Source organism: Siminovitchia thermophila (genome assembly GCF_016909185.1).
Taxonomy (GTDB): Bacteria; Bacillota; Bacilli; order Bacillales; family Bacillaceae_C; genus Siminovitchia; species Siminovitchia thermophila.
Map to the genome: position 1 here is coordinate 108,373 of NZ_JAFBFH010000004.1, position 19,476 is coordinate 127,848.

General features: G+C 41.5%; 15 protein-coding genes. 12 read left to right on the top strand and 3 right to left on the bottom strand.

The window, feature by feature from the left end:
* Positions 1-34 precede the first annotated feature (34 nt).
* From JOC94_RS04245 to JOC94_RS04300, 12 genes are all read left to right on the top strand, one after another.
* Positions 35-409: a hypothetical protein gene (locus JOC94_RS04245; RefSeq protein WP_077112916.1), complete on the top strand. Its 375-nt coding sequence runs from the start codon at positions 35-37 to the stop codon at positions 407-409.
* On the top strand, positions 396-914 hold the full coding sequence (locus tag JOC94_RS04250) for an RNA polymerase sigma factor (RefSeq protein WP_077112837.1): 519 nt from the start codon (positions 396-398) through the stop codon (positions 912-914). The genes JOC94_RS04245 and JOC94_RS04250 overlap by 14 nt, the downstream gene beginning before the upstream one ends.
* Complete coding sequence (locus JOC94_RS04255) at positions 904-1,134, top strand: hypothetical protein (protein WP_077112835.1); 231 nt, start codon at positions 904-906, stop codon at positions 1,132-1,134. The genes JOC94_RS04250 and JOC94_RS04255 overlap by 11 nt, the downstream gene beginning before the upstream one ends.
* A gap of 12 nt (positions 1,135-1,146) precedes the next feature.
* Positions 1,147-1,395: a DUF2164 domain-containing protein gene (locus JOC94_RS04260; protein WP_077112833.1), complete on the top strand. Its 249-nt coding sequence runs from the start codon at positions 1,147-1,149 to the stop codon at positions 1,393-1,395.
* A 549-nt stretch (positions 1,396-1,944) separates the two neighbouring features.
* Entirely contained in the window at positions 1,945-2,685 is a 741-nt protein-coding gene (locus JOC94_RS04265; RefSeq protein WP_077112829.1) for an IclR family transcriptional regulator, read from the top strand.
* A gap of 163 nt (positions 2,686-2,848) precedes the next feature.
* On the top strand, positions 2,849-4,552 hold the full coding sequence (locus JOC94_RS04270; RefSeq protein ID WP_077112827.1) for a M20/M25/M40 family metallo-hydrolase: 1,704 nt from the start codon (positions 2,849-2,851) through the stop codon (positions 4,550-4,552).
* Positions 4,553-5,452: 900 nt separating this feature from the next.
* Entirely contained in the window at positions 5,453-6,856 is a 1,404-nt protein-coding gene (locus JOC94_RS04275) for an APC family permease (protein WP_077112825.1), read from the top strand.
* Positions 6,849-7,730: an agmatinase family protein gene (locus JOC94_RS04280; protein WP_077112823.1), complete on the top strand. Its 882-nt coding sequence runs from the start codon at positions 6,849-6,851 to the stop codon at positions 7,728-7,730. Before JOC94_RS04275 ends, JOC94_RS04280 begins: the two co-directional genes overlap by 8 nt.
* 665 nt (positions 7,731-8,395) lie before the next feature.
* The gene (locus JOC94_RS04285) at positions 8,396-8,869 is read left to right on the top strand and encodes a CarD family transcriptional regulator (RefSeq protein ID WP_077112821.1); all 474 of its coding nucleotides are present in this window, start codon (positions 8,396-8,398) and stop codon (positions 8,867-8,869) included.
* A gap of 161 nt (positions 8,870-9,030) precedes the next feature.
* Positions 9,031-11,991, top strand: coding sequence for a formate dehydrogenase subunit alpha (fdhF, locus tag JOC94_RS04290; RefSeq protein WP_077112819.1), 2,961 nt, complete (start codon positions 9,031-9,033; stop codon positions 11,989-11,991).
* Positions 11,984-12,544, top strand: a complete 561-nt coding sequence (locus tag JOC94_RS04295) for a DUF1641 domain-containing protein (protein ID WP_077112818.1) — start codon at positions 11,984-11,986, stop codon at positions 12,542-12,544. The genes fdhF and JOC94_RS04295 overlap by 8 nt, the downstream gene beginning before the upstream one ends.
* Before the next feature lie 1,300 nt (positions 12,545-13,844).
* The gene (locus JOC94_RS04300; RefSeq protein ID WP_077111048.1) at positions 13,845-15,497 is read left to right on the top strand and encodes a PucR family transcriptional regulator; all 1,653 of its coding nucleotides are present in this window, start codon (positions 13,845-13,847) and stop codon (positions 15,495-15,497) included.
* Here the strand turns inward: JOC94_RS04300 and pepD are convergent.
* The 3 genes from pepD to JOC94_RS04315 all read right to left on the bottom strand — a co-directional run bounded on the left by pepD (position 15,474) and on the right by JOC94_RS04315 (position 19,476).
* Positions 15,474-16,934: a beta-Ala-His dipeptidase gene (gene pepD, locus JOC94_RS04305; protein ID WP_077111050.1), complete on the bottom strand. Its 1,461-nt coding sequence runs from the start codon at positions 16,932-16,934 to the stop codon at positions 15,474-15,476. The genes JOC94_RS04300 and pepD overlap by 24 nt on opposite strands.
* A gap of 215 nt (positions 16,935-17,149) precedes the next feature.
* Positions 17,150-18,097: a S66 peptidase family protein gene (locus JOC94_RS04310; RefSeq protein ID WP_077111052.1), complete on the bottom strand. Its 948-nt coding sequence runs from the start codon at positions 18,095-18,097 to the stop codon at positions 17,150-17,152.
* Positions 18,098-18,264: 167 nt separating this feature from the next.
* Complete coding sequence (locus JOC94_RS04315; RefSeq protein WP_077111054.1) at positions 18,265-19,476, bottom strand: M20 family metallopeptidase; 1,212 nt, start codon at positions 19,474-19,476, stop codon at positions 18,265-18,267.

Sequence of the window (19,476 nt, forward strand, 5' to 3'; positions counted from 1 at the left end):
ACATATAAAGAGACAAGAAGGGATGTGCTTTGTGATGCCGGTAACAGGATGGGTGGCCAGCAGTATTGTCGCGGGCGTACTTGGTTCCATATTCGTTGTAATCATTGCGCCCATGAATAAAAAAGTTGTTCGCGATAAATGGGGAAGAATTGATTTTTCAAAAACAGATATTTATTTTTATTGGACCCGCTGGGATACGATTATTCTAATTGCTGCGATTTACACAATACTCAATATAACAGGGCTGTTTGTTTTTCTTTTGAGGGGAGATAATATTGAGAGCCCGTTGATCCAATATTTTATTCACCAAACATTTGTGTTCGGCCTTTTCACGTTTATGTGGTTGATTACGAAGCTTGCTTACGTATTTAAGGGAATTAAAGAACGGTGGCCCAATGAATTCAAATAAGGAGATTCGATTGGAAGATGGACGGGTAGAAACAATCGAATCCATTTATCAAGTATACCGGGACCCTCTATATCGGTTCGTTTATCGCTATTCAGGCGACCAGCAATTAAGTATAGACATCGTCCAAGACATATTTGAAAAACTGATCAAAAAACAACAATATTCCCCAGAAAAAGGCCGTTTTAAAACGTACTTGTTTCAAATTGCGTATAATACAATGATCACAAAGTTGAAAAGAAGGCAAAAGCTTAGAACGCTGCTTCCTTTTTTGGCTTCCGAACGGCCCACCGCCATATCGATTGAAGAAAAGATGTCCGTGCAAAAAGCGGTGCAACGATTGCCGGAAGAGCAAAGAGCGGTTATATTATTAACGTATTATCATGATTTGCCGCAAAAAGAAATCGCCACAATATTGGAAGTTCCAGTTGGAACAGTGAAGTCGCGAATACATCATGCGATCAAGAAACTGAAGGAAGAGTTGGAGGTGGACGGGGATGAACGATAAGGAGCCTGAAACGCTTGTTCAAAAGCTTGACGAGTATCAAGTCGATGTGCCGGATTTTCCCATGAAAAAATCAAGATTGGATAGAGTTGCTAACTGGCTGTTTGATCCGGTTTCGCTACCGGTATGGGAAGTTCATTTCACGAAAAAAGGGATGGCAGTCGCCATGTTTTTCCCCGTTTTATTGACCATTATTTCCGCAATTCCCTTCATCTTTTTGTAAAGAGGTGAGTCCATGTTTATGCCCAGGTTGTCACTGGAAAAGAAGCGAAAAATGATCAAAGAAATTCAGGTGTTTTTCCTAAAAGAACGTGGCGAAGAGATAGGAGAATTGGCCGCAGAAATATGCTTTGAATTTATAAAAGACCGCCTTGGTCCCGTCTTTTATAACGAGGGCATCCGTGATGCGCGAGAGGTTGCCAACGAAAGAATGCAAATGCTGGAGGAAGATCTATATTCGTTGGAGCGAAAACTTTTTAATTAGGGCTGGACTTGAAAATGCCGCAGTGCCTTTTTCAGTTTGCTAATTTGGGACGGGGATGCCCCATCAGTTTATTGGGGCTTCCTATTTTTATGGCCTCATCTGTCCCAGCTTTTGAAAAAACAGGCCCTTGTAAAAATCGAAAGAAGAGGGATGGAACCGGAGTGGCCGATTTGGCGGCTTTATGGAACGCCTTCAAAGTATTTTTCGTAGTAAAAAAGCGGCTTTTTTCAAGCCGCATCGAAAGATGGACCGCTTTTTTCTTCCATCACCAACTGTGATATTCGGAAGCACTTGTACATTGTGAGGCAGTAGAGCGAAATACCCGCGGAACGGTTTTTGAGATTTGCCGGAGATAGTGGATGGCGGCGGAAGGACGGGGAGCCCTCATTCCAGTTTGTTGTCAATATGGGGATTAAAAAAAAGATAGTGTTGTATCCAATACAAGTGGAAAAGTTCTCTAGATTCTAGTTTCATCAGCATATTTACTGTAACCTTTTTAAAAAAATAGTATAATTATGGAAACGCTTTTATTAGAATAGGAGAAATAGGATGATCCAGTCGATTGACAGAGCGATGGCCATTATTCACATTTTAATATCTGACCCGTATAAAAGAGAATGGTCGATCTCCGATTTATCAGAGCGGGCAGAATTGCCAATCAGTACAATGCATCGTATATTAAGTTCGTTGATTAAGCACAGACTCGTGACGCAAAATCCTGTTACAAAACACTATAGAGTCGGATATTTTTGGATGGAAGTTGGGATGCAGGTGCTTGAAAGCATTGATTTTCGAGGCGCAGCCCAGCCAGTGATGGAAAATCTCGCCAAAGAAGTGGAGGAAAGCATCTATTTGAACATCCAGGATGGAACCTTTGGCATTACAATTGAGATTGTGGACAGCCCGTTAAAAGTTCGTATCGCTGAAACAGTAGGTACTCGCATTCCCTTATATATCGGCGCTCCCAATAAAGCCATTTTATCTTTTTTAATGGAAGATGAGAGGGAACAGATTCTGGAAGAATCAGAGCTGACCAAAGAAGAAAAAGAAAGTTTGCGTAAAAGCATTGCCATGATTCAAAAAACAGGCTATGCCTATAGTGTGTCCGAACAGACAGAAGGGACAGCGTCGCTTGCCGCGCCGGTTTTCGGTTATGGCAACAAAGTTGTGGCGGCAGTCAGTATCAATGGGCCCAGTTTTCGCATTACGAAAGAACGCATGCCGCTGCTTATTGAAAAGGTTAAAAAAGCAGCGGAAGATATATCAAAAGAATTAGGAAGGCATTACTAATCCACCTCCCCTGATAGTATCAGGGGTATTTTTTGCGCCTGTTATTCTGAATATTCTTTTATTAACTAGAAAGTGATGACAAGAGGAGAGAAATGTTATATATTTAAATTAATCCACGAAGTAGAAATGAATTCCACAATACGGAAACAAAGGGGTGTCAACAATGTATGAACAATTAAAAACAATGAATTTGCCTGAACAGGCAGAATTTTTGACAAAGTATCTTGTGGGAGTCAACAGCATAAATGGCACGGCAGGGGAAGGAACCATAGCTGACATCCTCCAAAACATTCTTCTTAGCTTCCCTTATTTCCGGAAACGTCCGGATCATGTATGGGTGCAAAAAATACCCGATGATCCATATAGAAAGAATGTATTTGCCCTGATAGAAGGGCAGAAAAGATCTAGTCAAACAGTCATTTTTCATTCGCACATAGATACAGTGGGCGTAGAAGATTTTGGACATTTAAAGCCTGCCGCCTTTCAGCCGGATGTGTTGGAAGCGTTTTTTGCCACTTATGATTTAGACCCCAATGTGCAAGCGGATGCACAATCAGGAGATTGGATGTTCGGCAGGGGAGCGGTTGATATGAAAAGCGGAGTTGCCGTCCATTTAGCCAATGTATTGTATTTTTCAGAGCACTTAGACAGGCTTCCCGGAAATATTCTTCTCATGTTCAATCCTGATGAAGAAAGTCATCATAAAGGAGTCATTTCAGCTATTTCGGAGCTAAAGCGGTTACGAGATGAAAAAGGTTTGACATTTGTGTCGGCCATTAATAATGATTTCATTACGCCCCTTTATGACGGCGACCCGCATCGATATATTTATACAGGTGCTGCCGGGAAAATCTTGCCGAGCTTTTATATTTATGGCCGTGAAGCGCATGTGGGGGATACCCTTTCTTCTCTCGATCCCAACTTTGTTGCGGCGGAAATTACCCGTCGGATCCATAATAATGTGGAATTGGCGGAACATATCGAAGGAGAATTGACGCTTCCTCCAACTTGTTTGCAGCAAAGAGACAATAAGGAGTTCTACACGGTACAGACTGCAACAAGCAGTTATCTCTATTTCAATTATTTCCTCTTTGAGTTGTCTGCAAAAGAAGTGATGGAGAAGTTGATGGCCATTACGAAAGAAGCATGTATGGATGTGGAGTATTATTTTAAGAGGCAATATCAGCAGTTTATCGAGCGTACCGATTTACCTGGCAAGGACATTTCTTGGCACATTGAAGTTGTTAGTTTGGCGGACTTCATAAAGGAATTGGAAGGGAAAGGAATTCCGGCGCGGGAAGTGGCGAAAAAAGTGTGTTTGGAAAATAGTGAAATGGAACCGAGGGCGCTCTGTTTTAAAATGGTAGAAGAATTGCAGAACCTTGATCCTAATAAACAACCGAGAGTCGTGATTTTCTTTTCTCCTCCCTATTTGCCACACAATTATTTAAATGAGCAGAATGAAAGGGATGCCAAACTTCTTCAGTCCGTAAAAGAAGTATTAGAGGAAACAAAGTTGCAAACTGGAGAAACATTTGCCTTGAAAAGATTTTTCCCTTATTTGGCTGACGGCAGCTTTCTATCGCTGCACGAGACGGAAGAAGAACTTCACTCATTGATTCAAAATTTTCCCGAATGGGAATCGATTTACCCGTTGCCAGTCAATGACATACGTGAACTAAATATTCCATCCATCAATATGGGCGTATACGGGAAAGACGGACATAAATGGACGGAGCGGGTGTATAAACCTTATTCATTCCACGTATTGCCAAAGCTGATTCGTCAAACGACTGTCAAATTGTTGGAACAGAAAGAAAGCGCCATTATTCATTCATTTTTGAAAACAAAAAGTGCTCGCTTATAGGCTATTTACAATGTCACTTTCATTTATAGAAGTGACTACGACTTGTTGGTATGAGTCCGGTGTTGTGCCGGACCATACCTTTTCATTTTGCCTGAATCCCGTTTCATGCTGCGTTCCAGTGTTCGTTCGACTTTCATCTTGATTACGCCGTTATGTAATAGTATCCTTTATAAATGGCATTTTTGCCTAAGAAGTTAAACAAGGTCTAATACAGTCAAACTCAAGCATTTTTCAAGTTGACATAGGGTTCGCCAATTTCATTGATCGCTTCAAAAGGCGGAAAAATGCAGCGATGTATGTGAGGAAAGAAAGGACTCTAGTAAAAAAGTATTGACAAAATACATAAAAACTTATTTAATATAGTTATGCAATTTCAGAAAGCGATTCCATAATACGGAAATAAGGAGTAGATACATCTCGTACATGCGAACAATAGATGTAACACTTAATTATCAGTCTTTTCCGAATAATAAATAATAACACAATAAACAATCTGTCGTAAGCGATTACGACAATGTATGGGTTAAATGAAATGTAACTGAAATATTGAAAAAGGAGTCATCCAAGAGTAATTATTTTCACCTTGCCATCCCGGGTTTAGGGGAAAAAGCAAAAGATCTCGCAATTCATCAACGACTTTATTCCAGGAACAAGCACATTCCTTTTACCAATAAAGGAAATGGTATGAAAGGAATCCTTTAAAAAATGCTTTAAGGAATGGCAACAACAAGACGGCTTGGAGTCCAAGGGTGTCTTTCGCATTCAAATGGGAGTTTACCTGGATTGCCTACTTGAGTACCATGAACATTTACAATAAAGATTGGAGCGTAAAATGACGATGTAATGATGAAACAAGTTGCACCCAAGATCATTTAACTTTATTGAAGGAGGTCTTTTGTTTTGGCGAAGAATGGGATGTCTCCAAGAGATTATTTTAGTTTGGCATTTGGAAGTATGATTGGGATAGGATGGGTTATTTCAGTTCCTGCCTGGATGTCCTCTGCGGGCAGCATTGGCGCCGTTATCGCCATATTGATAACGATGTGCATCATTATTCCCATCGGCTTTGTTTATGGAGAATTAACCTCGAGCCTTCGGGTTTCTGGCGGAGAGTTTGCTTATACGTTTAAAGCGCTTGGCAAGCTTCCGGCATTTATATGTGGATGGTTTTTAATTTTGGGGTATTTGATCATTCTTCCTTGGGTAGCTATTTCTGTTGCCGCTCTAATTGCTTATTTATTTCCTGTCATGAATTCCATTCCGTTATATACAGTGCTTGGAAGTAAGATTTATTTGCCCCATTTGCTGATCAGCTTTCTTATGGTAGGAATCATTGTTTATTTAAACTGGAAAGGTGCTAAACAGTCCAGTACTTTTCAAAATATAGCAACCCTGTTAATGGTGATAACATTTCTTGTTTTTATCATCGGAGGTTTTATCAGTGGATCTCCAACCAACATGAAGCCGCTTTTCCCAAGTGGAAATTTGTCCAGCGGTATTGCGCTTGCGATAGCTTCCATCATCTTTTTTATGAATGGATTTGATACCATTCCAAAAACAGTTTCGGAGGCAGATTCTTCCATAAAGTATTCGAATCTTGGGAAGGCGATTACGGGAACAATAGTGATGGGGAGCTTGCTCTATGTTCTCATCGTTTTATCTTCAAGTTTTATTATGCCGGCATCACAATTGGTAAACCTGGGTGAACTTCCGCTTATTGCCGCTTTCGAGACAGCTACCGGCTCCAACCTTTTGGCAGGCATAATCGTCTTTGGGGTTTTAATGGGAGTCATCACAACGTTTAATGGCTTTTTGTTTGCGGGGAGCCGTTTAATTACTTCTTTTGCGAAAGCCGGATTTTTACCAAAAATATTTTCCAAGGTTGACTCTCGGTATAAAACACCTAAAAACTCTCTGATATTTATGTTGGTGATCTCGGTAGCCGGTATTGTGATGGGACAAGGAATTCTTCTTCCGTTGATTGTAATGGGGGGAATCTCCTTTTTAATTGCTTGGTTTTTCATGGCGCTCAGCAGTATCAGCCTCAGAAAAAAAGATCCCAACTTGCACCGTCCGTATAAAGCGCCAGGCGGTATTGTGATGGGATATATCGCTGCTGTATTTTCGGGCCTGCTTTTGCTGTTGATGATTGTCCCCGGGACCCCTATTTCTTTAAAAGGCATCGAATATGTTCTATTTATCATATGGGCAGCTGCCGGCTTGCTGATGTATGCTATATATCATAAACAATACATTCAGATAGAGGAATTAACGTATACAAAGGGAGAGATTGTAAATGAGTAATGAAAAGTTTGGCATTGTAGGTTTTCCGTGGGATGGGGGAGCATCTTTAGGAAGACCTGGCGCCCGCTTTGCACCAAAAGAAATACGGGAAGCTTTCTCATGGTTTGCCAATCGAATTGAAGATAATCAAGTGTACGATGTTGAAAAAAGAAAGACATTTACACTAAGAGAAGACGGAATGGTAGATTACGGGGATATTGATATTGTCTCTTACAGTACAGAAGAAACATTTAAAAATGCGGAGACGAAAGTAAAAGAGCTGCTACAAAAAGATGTTTTTCCTTTTGTTCTAGGAGGGGATCACTCCATTTCGTACCCTATCATTAAAGCTTTGCATGATGAGTCAGAAGGAAAAGTCGGGATCATACAATTTGATGCGCACCTCGATTTAGTCGATGAAACACCAGTTCAGGGAAGATTTTCCCAAAGCAGCCAAATTCGCCGTTCCTTGGAATTGCCCAGGATTCAGCCCGAACACGTCGTGCAGATCGGTGTGCGAAGCTATAATTATCCATGGTATGGAAAATATTTAAAAGAAAATGGCATTGTTCAAATATCAGCAAGAGAAGTACATGAATCTTCTCCTGCCCAAGTTGTTAAACAGGCTCTTGATGCCTTAAAAGATGTTGAGAAAATTTATTTGACATTTGATATCGATGTATTGGACCCGGCATATGCACCCGGATCGGGTGCCAACGAACCGGGTGGCTTGACCCCTGTCCAGTGCATGTCCATGTTGGAGAAGTTATACAATGTCGTTGATGCTTTCGATATAGCTGAAGTCAATCCGCTATATGATCATCAGGATATTACAACTGCCTTTGCCGCCCGCATCATGTTTGATTGCGCAGTCGCTAGGTTAAGTGTTGAATAAAACAAGGAAATAGAGGAGAAGCAACTTTTTGCGATATTTGTTGGCGCCAGTTAGTCAACGAAGGGAAAAAAGCAATTTGCCGAATGTAAAACAAGGCTAACTATATAAAGTCAATACTGTGTTATTGATGTACTCCATCCATTTTCTCAGTGAAAATTAGGCATGACAAAAAAGCTTGATGATTCAAAAATGTAAATTTGGATCATCGAGCTTCTTTATAATCCTCATCAGTTTCGTGCCTATCCAAGAGTAAGTCGAAAAGCGTTCCCCCAACCCTAGTCTCGTGCCTGTAAGGAGAAAGTCGGAAAAACGTTTCCCAACTCGGGTCTCATGCTCATCCCAAATCAAAAAAAGCGTTCATCCAATCGGTTTTGTACCCGCTCAAGGTAAGAAGTCGGAAAAAACGTTCCTGCCCGAGTTATTCATACATACTCCAAGTAAGAGTGGTTCTATCACCTTTTGCCGCCCCTGCTTTCCCTTTAAAAACGTTGTAATATCAACGTTTTTCAATTTTCCCTTTTAAGGAGTCGGTCCTTTATTTTTGGATATAAAAAGCCTATATAAAATCGTTGACATTGTATTAAAATCATGATATTATTACAAATTTTGCATTTTTAATTATTTGTGATATAATGAACATAAGAGATGAATGGGAGGTCGGTCTTTTGTTTAATGTTGGCGATAAAGTATTTTATCCAATGCATGGTGCTGGAATGATTCAGGCGATTGAGGAAAAAGATTTTCTTGGTAAAAAAGAAACCTATTACACGATCTTTATTCAGACAAGCGATATGAATGTCATGATTCCAAAAAAGAATGCGGAGGCTGTAGGTCTTCGCTCAGTCACCGACAGGGAAACGGCCAAAGAGATTTTAACAATTCTTCACGACTCGGGGACAGCTTCCAATTTGACGTGGAAACAGCGATACAGTTCAAATGTGGAAAAAATGAAAACAGGCGCTTTTGATGCGACTGCAGAAGTGATACGTGATCTTTTAAGCCAAAGAAGCGCAAAGCCGTTGAACGGCAGTGAGAAACAATTGCTGAATGAGGCGAGAAAATTGATGATCAGCGAATTGGCGCTTATTACAGGTGTAAGTGAAACCCAAGCGGCCAAATTATTAAAGCAAACTAGCTAAGGGATGATTCCTCATATAAAGGAGTCGTCCCTGTTTTTATTTTTAAAAAAAGGGTACATAATATAAGGGTATCCGATTTTATCGTTTGAAAACCGAGGTCCTTATGTTAGACTTTTAACTAATCAGAACTTTCTAAAATATGAAAAGGAGGAGAGAGCCGGGTGGCGAAAGAATACTTTGTAACCATTAACGGTGAAAAGGTTCAAATGAAAGGCGTCGGAACGATCATGGAAACATTGAAGGCTTTGGAAATTTCCGTTCCGGACGTCTGTTTTCATCCGAGCCTTGGTGCGATTGAAACATGTGATACGTGTCTCGTAAAGGTGAATGGGGAATTCGTCCGATCTTGTTCAACTGAAATTAAGGCAGAAGATGTTGTTGAGACGATAACGGATGATGTCAAAAAAGCCCAAGTCATCGCAATGGATCAAATTTTGCACAACCATGAATTGTATTGTACCGTTTGTGATTACAATAATGGAACATGCGAAGTACATAACACAGTCAAAGAGATGAAAATCAACCATCAAAGCATTCCGTTTGAGCCCAAGCCTTATGAAGTAGATGACTCTCATCCGTTTTACCGCTATGATCCCGATCAATGCATTTTATGCGGACGCTGCGTGGAAGCATGCCAAAACGTCCAGGTAACAGAAACGCTGACGATCGACTGGGAACGGGAACAACCGCGGGTGATATGGGACAACGATGTTCCCATCAACGAGTCGTCATGTGTTTCTTGTGGCCATTGTTCCACCGTCTGCCCTTGCAATGCCATGATGGAAAAGGGAATGGAAGGGGAAGCGGGATATTTAACACGTCTTAAAAGGGAAACGTTGCGACCGATGATTGACTTGACAAAAGACGTTGAAACCGGGTACGGCTCGATCTTGGCGATTTCTGATATGGAAGCGGCAATGAGGGAAGAACGGATAAAGAAAACAAAGACAGTCTGCACGTATTGCGGAGTTGGCTGCAGTTTTGATATTTGGACAAAAGGACGGAAAATCTTGAAAGTGGAGCCGACCGTGGAAGCGCCCGCCAATGGCATTTCTACATGCGTAAAAGGCAAATTTGGCTGGGACTTCGTGAATAGTGAGGAACGTCTGAAAAAGCCGCTCATCAGGGATGGAAATGTTTTTCGGGAGGCGGAATGGGACGAAGCTTTAACACTTATTGCCGAACGGTTGACCGCCATCAAAAATGAATTTGGGCCCGATGCCCTCGGTTTTATCAGCTCTTCTAAATGTACGAACGAAGAATCTTATTTAATGCAGAAATTGGCAAGAGGGGTAGTCGGTACAAATAATATTGATAATTGTTCCCGCTATTGCCAGACTCCGGCGACGGTAGGATTGTTCCGGACGGTGGGATATGGGGGAGACTCAGGTTCCATCACAGACATTGAGCAATCGGACATGGTGTTAATTGTCGGCTCCAACACGGCCGAATCTCATCCTGTCCTGGCGACAAGGGTGAAGCGTTCCCATAAGCTCAAGGGGCAAAAGCTTGTCGTTGCGGATCTGAGAAAACATGAAATGGCGCAACGGGCAGATGTGTATATAAAGCCGAAACCGGCATCCGATCTTGTCTGGTTGTCTGCTGTTACGAAGTATATCATTGATCAAGGATGGGCAGATGAAACGTTTATCGCTTCTAAGGTCAATGGCTTTGATGAATATTATAAGAGTTTAGAGTCATATACGCTTACATTTGCGGAAAAAGAAACGGGTGTATCACAGGAAACACTTATCAAGATTGCCGAAATGATTCACGAATCAAAAAGCCTGGTCGTTCTGTGGGCGATGGGTGTGACGCAGCAGCTTGGCGGAAGTGATACGAGTACAGCCATATCCAACCTTCTGCTTGTTACCGGAAATTATGGGCGGCCCGGTACTGGATCCTACCCGCTTCGCGGCCATAACAATGTCCAGGGGGCAAGTGATTTCGGCAGTATGCCGGATCGGCTTCCCGGATATGAAAAAGTGGTGGATGAGCAGGTGCGAGCCAAGTATGAAAAGGGCTGGGGCGTAAAACTTCCGAAGCATCCGGGATTGAATAATCATGAAATGGTAGATGCCATGCATGACGGCAAGTTAAAGGCCTTATATTTAAAAGGGGAAGAGATGGCCCTCGTTGATTCAAACATTAACTACGTGCAGGCGGGATTTGAAAAATTGGACTTCTTTATTGTGCAGGACATCTTTTTTTCAAAAACGGCCCAGTATGCGGACGTTGTTCTCCCGGCAGCGCCAAGTTTGGAAAAAGAAGGTACATTTACGAATACAGAGCGCCGAATCCAAAGACTTTACCAAGTATTTGAACCGCTCGGCGAATCCAAGCCCGATTGGCAAATTATGATGGAAATCGCCAACAGGCTCGGAGCAAATTGGAAATATGAGCACCCAAGCGATATCATGAGTGAAGCCGCCAGCCTCGCCGCACAATTTGCCGGTGTCAGATATGAACTGCTTGAAGGCTATAACAGCCTGCAGTGGCCTGTAAAAGAAGATGGGACAGACACCCCGCTTCTCTTTACAGACGGATTTCCATTCCCGGACGGAAAGGCACGATTATTTCCGGTTCAATGGACAAGACCATTGGAGTATGACGAACAATATGATCTTCATCTGAATAATGGACGATTACTTGAGCATTTCCACGAAGGAAACATGACATACCGCTCCGAAGGCATTTCTTCGAAAACGCCAAGCGTATTCCTGGAAGTGTCTCCGGAATTGGCAAAGGAAAGAAAACTCGTAAGCGGCACACTCGTCCGGCTTACGTCACCTTATGGCCAAGTCGTTGTCAAGTGCCACGTCACTGACCGTGTACATGGAAAAGAAATATACTTGCCGATGAATGATGTCGGCGATGCCACGATTAACAAACTTACGAGCAGTTACGCGGATAAAGACACCGATACACCTGCCTATAAGGATCTCATGGTCAAACTTGAAGTTCTTCAAGAAGAAGGGGAAGACCCACTCCCGCCAGTGAATCATAGATTTGGCAACCCGCAACCGCAAAAAGGAGTGGAAGTGGAAAGAAAATGGGCAAGGTCTGATTACGTATTTCCGGGTGATCTCGTAAAAAGGGAGGGCAAAGCGACACATGGCTGAACCGATTAAAGATATTCAATTTCAAGTACCCGATAAAGAAAAGCAGAAACAAAAAGAACTGCAAGAAATACAAGAAGCCCTTTTAAATAACAAAGAGGCAATACTTGAGACGATGGAGATCCTCGGTTACTTGAAACAAAGGGGCCTCCTTGATCTTGTAAAGGGATTGCTCGGACAAGGCGACAAAGTGCTGGAAGTTCTTGTGAATACGGCAAACATGAACGAAAATAAAAATACCATTAAAAATATTCTCCTCTTGCTCGGCACAATTGGAATGATTAATGTTACTCAACTTGAACCATTCCTTCTCAAACTAAATGCGGGAGTCGCAAGAGTGGCTGAAGTTGAGGAACAGCAACAGGGGAAAACAGGCTATATTGAGCTTGCCCGTGCTTTAAAGGACCCTGAAATCAACAGAGCCATTACGCTGATGCTTGAATTCTTAAGAGGGATGGGGCAAGATATGAGCGATTTGGAAAAAAACAAACCATCCTCTTCTCCGGATACTAAACAGATGATGGACAGTGGAGAAACAATGGAACCAAAACGATAAAATGGAGCTGGTGAATCGCCTGATCTTTAAGAGCGGGCGGTCTCTGAGCTTCCTAATGAGAACGGTGCTGGGACATAAGCAAATACGAAATAGCAAAAACCGAACAATTCATTTATAATTGTTCGGTTTATTTGTGTTAAAAAAATCCCTATCATCGCTACGTCAAAATACTTCGCTTTCCGCAGGTCTCTTCAGCTTCTTCGGCTTTCCTGCGGGATCTTCAGCTCGAGCTATTCCCGCAGGAGTCTACCTATTTTGACCACGCTAAAAGCTTGCGTATTAAGCACTGGGGCAATTTATCCCGCATGTAAGGTGCCGTAAAAAAGACTCCCACTTCAAAATCTTGAGCGAATACAAAAGGCCTAAGTGTGAGAAAACGGCACCTAAATGCCCGATTGGTTCAACTAACATTCAGTAGGAGATGGAAGAAAACGCCTACTGAATGAAGTTTCACTTTATCCCGCATGTAAGGTGCCGTAAGACTCCCACTTCAAAATCTTGAGTGAATACAAAAGATCTAAGTGTGAGAAACGGCACCTAAATGCCCGATTGGTTCAACTAACATTCAGTAGGAGATGGAAGAAAACTCCTACTGAATGAAGTTTCACTTTATCCGGCATGTAAGGCTCCGTAAGACTCCCACTTCAAAATCTTGAGTGAATACAAAAGATCTAAGTGTGAGAAACGGCACCTAAATGCCCGATTGGTTCAACTAACATTCAGTAGGAGATGGAAGAAAACTCCTACTGAATGAAGTTTCACTTGATCCCGCTCAGTTACTTTTTTTCCGGACGGTAAAGACAGAAAAATATCTGAAACAGTCATACATCCTCGAATAACATTTTGAAATGGTGGCGACTTTCTTTCATATGTCTACAAGCATCATTTTTAAATGCCTGATCTTCCCGGTTCGATGTTCGTTTATAACTTTGAATCTATGCTTTTTCTTTCTTTTTACAATCAAAAAGGGCTGTGTGAGGGTTCGCGCTGTTTTGCTTGAGTATTGCATTGTGAATCGTTTTGCCACGATAATGTATACTAGAAGCAGGATTGTAGAGGTAGTCTAACGCCTAGGCACCCTAAACGAATCGATCGGGTTTATTTTATCACACATGTAAGGTGCCATATACACCACTTCAATACTTGAGTCGATACAAAAGGTCTAAGAGGGAAAAACGGTATCTAAATGCCCGATTGGTTCAACTAACATTCAGTAGAAGCCCTACTGAATGAAGTTTCACTTTATGGCGGATGAATAAATGGTTGTGGCTTCACCATTTATTTGCAGGGGGTTAAGAACATGTCTAATGAGCTAACGCTGACCGTACAAGATATTATGCGTCGTCCTCTTTTTCAACGAGCTAACATGATTGCCGGATTAAAAGGGAGAGATCGTCCGGTAGAGTGGGTGCATATTCTCGAAGATGGCCACTCTGGCATTGAGATCAATGGAAATGAATTCATTCTGACGACTGTTCATTTTTTTGATCGTGCCAAAGACGTATATATGTCTTATTTGAACGAGTTATTACGTCAAAAAGCGGCTGCGCTATGTGTCGTGGCTACAGCCGAACAGATTCCGAGTGACGTATGTCGATTTGCCAATGAGTATGAATTTCCGATTATTTTGTTGGATGACAAAGTCAGATTTGTCGATATAACAAAGGATATCCATATGTCTATTGTGAATGACCATGCGAAAACGGTTTTAGAATTGGAAGCTTATTCAAAAGAGCTATCTCATCTCACGTTACAATCCAGAAGTATCGGTCATATTTTGCAGGCTTTTTATCGATTCACCTCACACCACATTGTATATTATCCGATGGAGGGAAATGCTGTTACGTTACCGCAGACTCAAAAGCAAGATTATGAGAGTTGTATACAAATATTCCATGAACAGATTCTCCGTGACCATCAAGGGGCACTCACTCGAACTGAAACGATAACGGCTGGCAACATCACCATTTTATATCAACCAGTAACGGCAATGGGGCAAGTACTCGCGTATGTTGCTGTTCTGCTGCATGAGGGCGGGGGCGATCGTTATATGACTCGTGCGTTGGATTATACGGTAACAGCGATCGCGCATCACTTATTACGGGAATTATTTATTGAAGAACGAAATTTACAGAATCAAGCATTGTTGTTAGATGATTTGGTGAACAACCGAATGCAAAGTGAAGAATTGATGCGGACGAAGCTAGGGATTGTTACTCAAGATATTCATAATTTTTCTTATTATTGTGGCGTGATTCAGTGGGGCTTTTCGAAGTCGAATTGGAATGTGGGGGAACGTAATTCATTATTGCAGAACATCGCTATTGTTACGAGGACGATTATGAACCGGCATCAGTTTCATCCGATTACTCTTACAATGGGCAACCGTCTTTATTTTCTTGTTTATCAAGTGCAAGCGGAACATAAAAATATGTTGCCCATTCAAAAGCGAATTGAAACAGCGACAGATCAAGTGAAACATGCGATGACTCAATTTTTAACAGATGGGGATTTTCTGATTGGCATGAGTAAAGCCAACCATATGTTGACGGATGCATATGAGGCGTTTCAACAAGCGCGGCAAGTGATTGAAGTGGCGCAAATTACGGAGTCTTTTACGGATCCGTTTTATGAACACATCGGGATTTTTCGCATTTTACTCAATGTAAAAAACAATCAGACTATTCATTCGTTAATCCAAGATTATGTGGGAGAGGTATTGAAACATGATCAACAAAATGGGGCGGAATTATTAAAAACCCTTAAAGCGTATTTGAATAATAATGGTTCCAAACAAGCTACAGCCAATGAGTTATTTATTCATCGGCAAACGGTCAATTACCGTGTGGAACAACTGCATGAGTTGCTTGGTGATTTTATGCATCCAGACCGTCGTATTTGTATTGAAGTTGCTTTAAGGGCTTATGAATTACATCGTATTCATTTCTTTTAAAATAGTAAGTAAGTATTCCCACGTTTTCAATGTGGATGAAATGCTTAAGTGTTCACTGGGCGTATCAATGTTATGGATGTCAGGACCAATACAGACCGCGTCGACATCCATTTTTTTGACGAGGATGCCACACTCAATTCCTGCATGAGTAGAAACAAATGTCACTTCTTCATTATATGTTTCCTTGTAAATTTTTTTGCAAAGGGAGCGAATATTCGAAGTGGGGTGATACGGCCAAGCAGGATATTCTGAATGAAAAATAACACGACTTTGTAATAGCCTGGCTAACACCTTCATTTGCTGGCTGATATGTTCTTGCAAGCTATATACGGAGCTTCTGATTTCATTTTTTAACATGATGTGATCACTATTTGTCCGCATTGTACCTAAGTTATTCGAACTCTGAACCAATCCAGGGACTTCAGTAGACATGCTTTGCACACTATTTGGCATGAATGTTAAAGCTGTTATTACTTTTGTCATTGTTTCTTGGGAAAAGACGTTATTTCCTTTTCGCATCGAGGACGTACACTGTACGTAAACTTCAGGATCTGCCATATCCAGTTCTTTCTTTAATGTTTCATCCCATTTAAATATGAATGAATGGATCAGAGGAATATGTTTTCGTTCTATCGCAATCGTCGCTTCTGCTTCTCTTGGAATGGTATTTGCCTTTGCGCCTCCGCGAAGGTGAACGAGTTGATAGTCAAAATGTTCCGCGCAATGTTGCAGCACTCTACCGAGCAGTATATTGGCATTGCCTCTTCCTTTAACGATGGAACCGCCTGAATGTCCACCTTTCAGTCCGCCAATATGAATGTCGTACAGTACAGTATCTGGCTGTCTTTTATCGTACATAATCGGGATTGTAAATTCAGCAATCACTCCGCCTGCACTGCTGACAAGCAATGTTCCTTCTTCTTCCGCATCAATGCTGATGAGGATACTTCCGTTTAGAAGTGCCGGATCAATACGTTTGGCTCCGTTCATAGTTGTTTTTTCTTCTGTTGTGAGCATGACTTCAAGGTTAGGATGTGGAATATGTTTCGAATCTAATAATGCCAGAGCATAGGCGATTGCGACTCCGCTATCGGCACCTAGTGAAGTGTCCGTAGCATAGAGCATATCTCCTTCTATCCTTAATTCAAGAGGGTCTTTGTTAAAGTCATGAGGATTGTCTCGATTTTTTTCACAAACCATATCCATGTTTCCGTGGATAATGACGGTCGGTGCGAATTCATATCCGAAAGTTGCCGGTTTTTTAATAATGACGTTTTTTGCTTCATCTTGAATGACTTGCAGACGATGTTTGTGAGCAAAGGAAACTAAATAATCGCTCATTTGTTGTTCTTTACCTGAACACCTTGGGATACGTGAGACTTCAGAAAAATAATGAAAAATACGGTATTTTGTCAGTTCCTGTATACTTGTATACAAATTTGTCCCTCCTGTAGCACTATCATCTGAATAGGCGGGTAGTCCAATAGATTAAAAAAAGAAACAAGCACTGATTTCGTCGCTTGTTTCTTTTTATTGTAACATATGGATTACAGGGGGACACATGGTGAAATCATACCCCGATCACCCTGCGTTGTGCTGGCAGATGTTTTTCGCAAGGAACAGGAAGGTTGCATATAATGTTCCGGCGTGAATTATAATACTCCCGATTCTTCAATAATCAGTTGTCGTTTTGTCGCATTTACATATGCTTTCGCACCTATCGGGATTGTTGCAAGGTCATTTGTATGGCCTAAAGGCAGCCCGTAAAAGGCCGGTTTTTTCACTAGTTGCGTAAAGTGTTCAAAGATTTCTTCCAAGGTTAAAGAGTTTTCAAAGCCGATATTGTTAAAAGGTATACAATTCACACATTCCCCAAATACAATTCCGACCGCATCGTGGAGCTTTCCGGCATTGTATAAATGGTTCATAAAATGATCAATTTGCCATGGTTCCATGTTCCATTCTTCAATGAATAAAATCTTTCCTTTTGTATCTATTTCGTACTCTGTTCCTAGCGAAGCACTTATTAACGCTAGATTTCCACCGACAATCTCCCCGCGTGCCTCACCAGGAAAAAAAGTATGCAACCATTTTCTCTCGTCGGCCCGCTTTATTTCTCCCAGTGTTTCATTCGTAGTGATCGCTTTTAACATTTGTTCTTTTGTATATTCCGTCAACTCTTCACGATTCAATCGCAAGAGACCAGGGCCATGGAATGTTGTCAGCCCTGTAAACTGATGAATGGCGATATGGAGCGTCGTAATATCACTGTAACCGATTATTATCTTTGGGTTCTTTTTGATTACGTCATAGTCAATTTTATCAACGAGCCTTGCGGTCCCATATCCCCCGCCTGTCACCATAATGGCATCGACTTCATCATCTCTGAACATTTCATTTACATCATGGGCACGTTGTTCATCACTTCCAGCTAAATAGCCCATTTGTTCATAAATATATTTGCCTAGTTTTACGTTATATCCCCATTGTTCTAACTCATAAACGCCTCTTGCCAAAGCGCTTTTATAGTAAAATGGGCTTGCCGGTGCAATAATACCTATCGTATCGCCTTGATGTAAGGCTTTCGGCTTTAATGTCATTTGCGTAAACCTTCTTTCCTATATTTGCTAGGACGCATGTAAGGTGCCATATACACCACTTCAAGACCTGATTTGATACGAAAGGTCTAAGTGGGAGAAAACGGCACCTACATGCCCGATTGGTTCAACTAACATTCAGTAAAAGCCCTACTGAATGAAGTTTCACTTTATGAAATAATGTGTTGATGTTCTTGTTTTATCTCCGCCACTTTTTTTGGATCGCGAAATAGTTCTAATGCACTTGACGATAATGCACGGATTACTTGTGTCATTTTAAGATAGGCGTAGTGAGAGTTTACGTATTTCAAAGCATCTTCTTCATGCACCCTAAGCGGTTGGTCAGCCTCCAGATCAACTTCTACATACAAAGTCGGGCATTTATAACTGACGTTTCCAATGTCTGTTGATCCAGGAGGCGGTGCTTCTTCTTTCGATAATATGTTATGGATTCCCGCTGCTTCGAGATGTTTCTTTGTCAGTTCCATCAAGGAAGGAACATTGATTAAATCGTCGAAGGAGTTCCCGAGCTCTTTGTAGGAAAAAGAGGCGCCAGTCATGAGCGCAGCTCCTTTTCCACAATCAATGATGCGTGATTTTACATGCTTTAAGTATTCCCTGTCTTCAGATCTTACGGTAATAAGACATACTCCTTTATCTGGAATAATGTTTGCTGCAGCGCCACCTTCCGTAATAATTCCATGGATACGAACATCCGGTTTCACATGCTGCCGCAGGGCATTGATTCCCATAAAGGTTAGTTGGACAGCGTCAAGTGCATTAATGCCTTCCTCTGGATAAGATGCGGCATGGGCAGCTTTTCCAGTAAATTCAAATTGAAAGTCGGTCATCGCAAGTGCTGACGAGTCGATGACAGTTTCATCCGCCAAATGTGCTTGAAAAACAACATCGACGTGATCAAAGGCCCCTTTTTTCAACATGTTAATTTTTGCTCCGTAAGTTTCTTCAGCAGGTGTGCCAATAAGGAGAATTTTTCCTTTAAAGTGTTTTTTTAGCTTAGATAAAACGATTGCACAACCACACATTGTCGCGGCAATCCAATTATGTCCGCAAGCATGGCCGTTTCCGCTTGGCGTATTGTATCCCGGTAACGCGTCATATTCCGCTAAAAAGGCAATAGCAGGACCGTCTTCATCCCCGAACTCTGCAATAAAAGCCGTTTGCAATTCGGCATCATCAGGGTATGGGAAATGAACGCTAAATCCAAACGCTTCCATCATATCCGCTACATACTGAGAGGAGATATATTCTTTTCCACTTAATTCGGGGTGATGAAATAAATAATCACTGATTTGTTGAAACTGTTCCCGATAAGTTGCTTCGATTTCATTTATTTGATCTTTTAAAGCATTGACATCCAT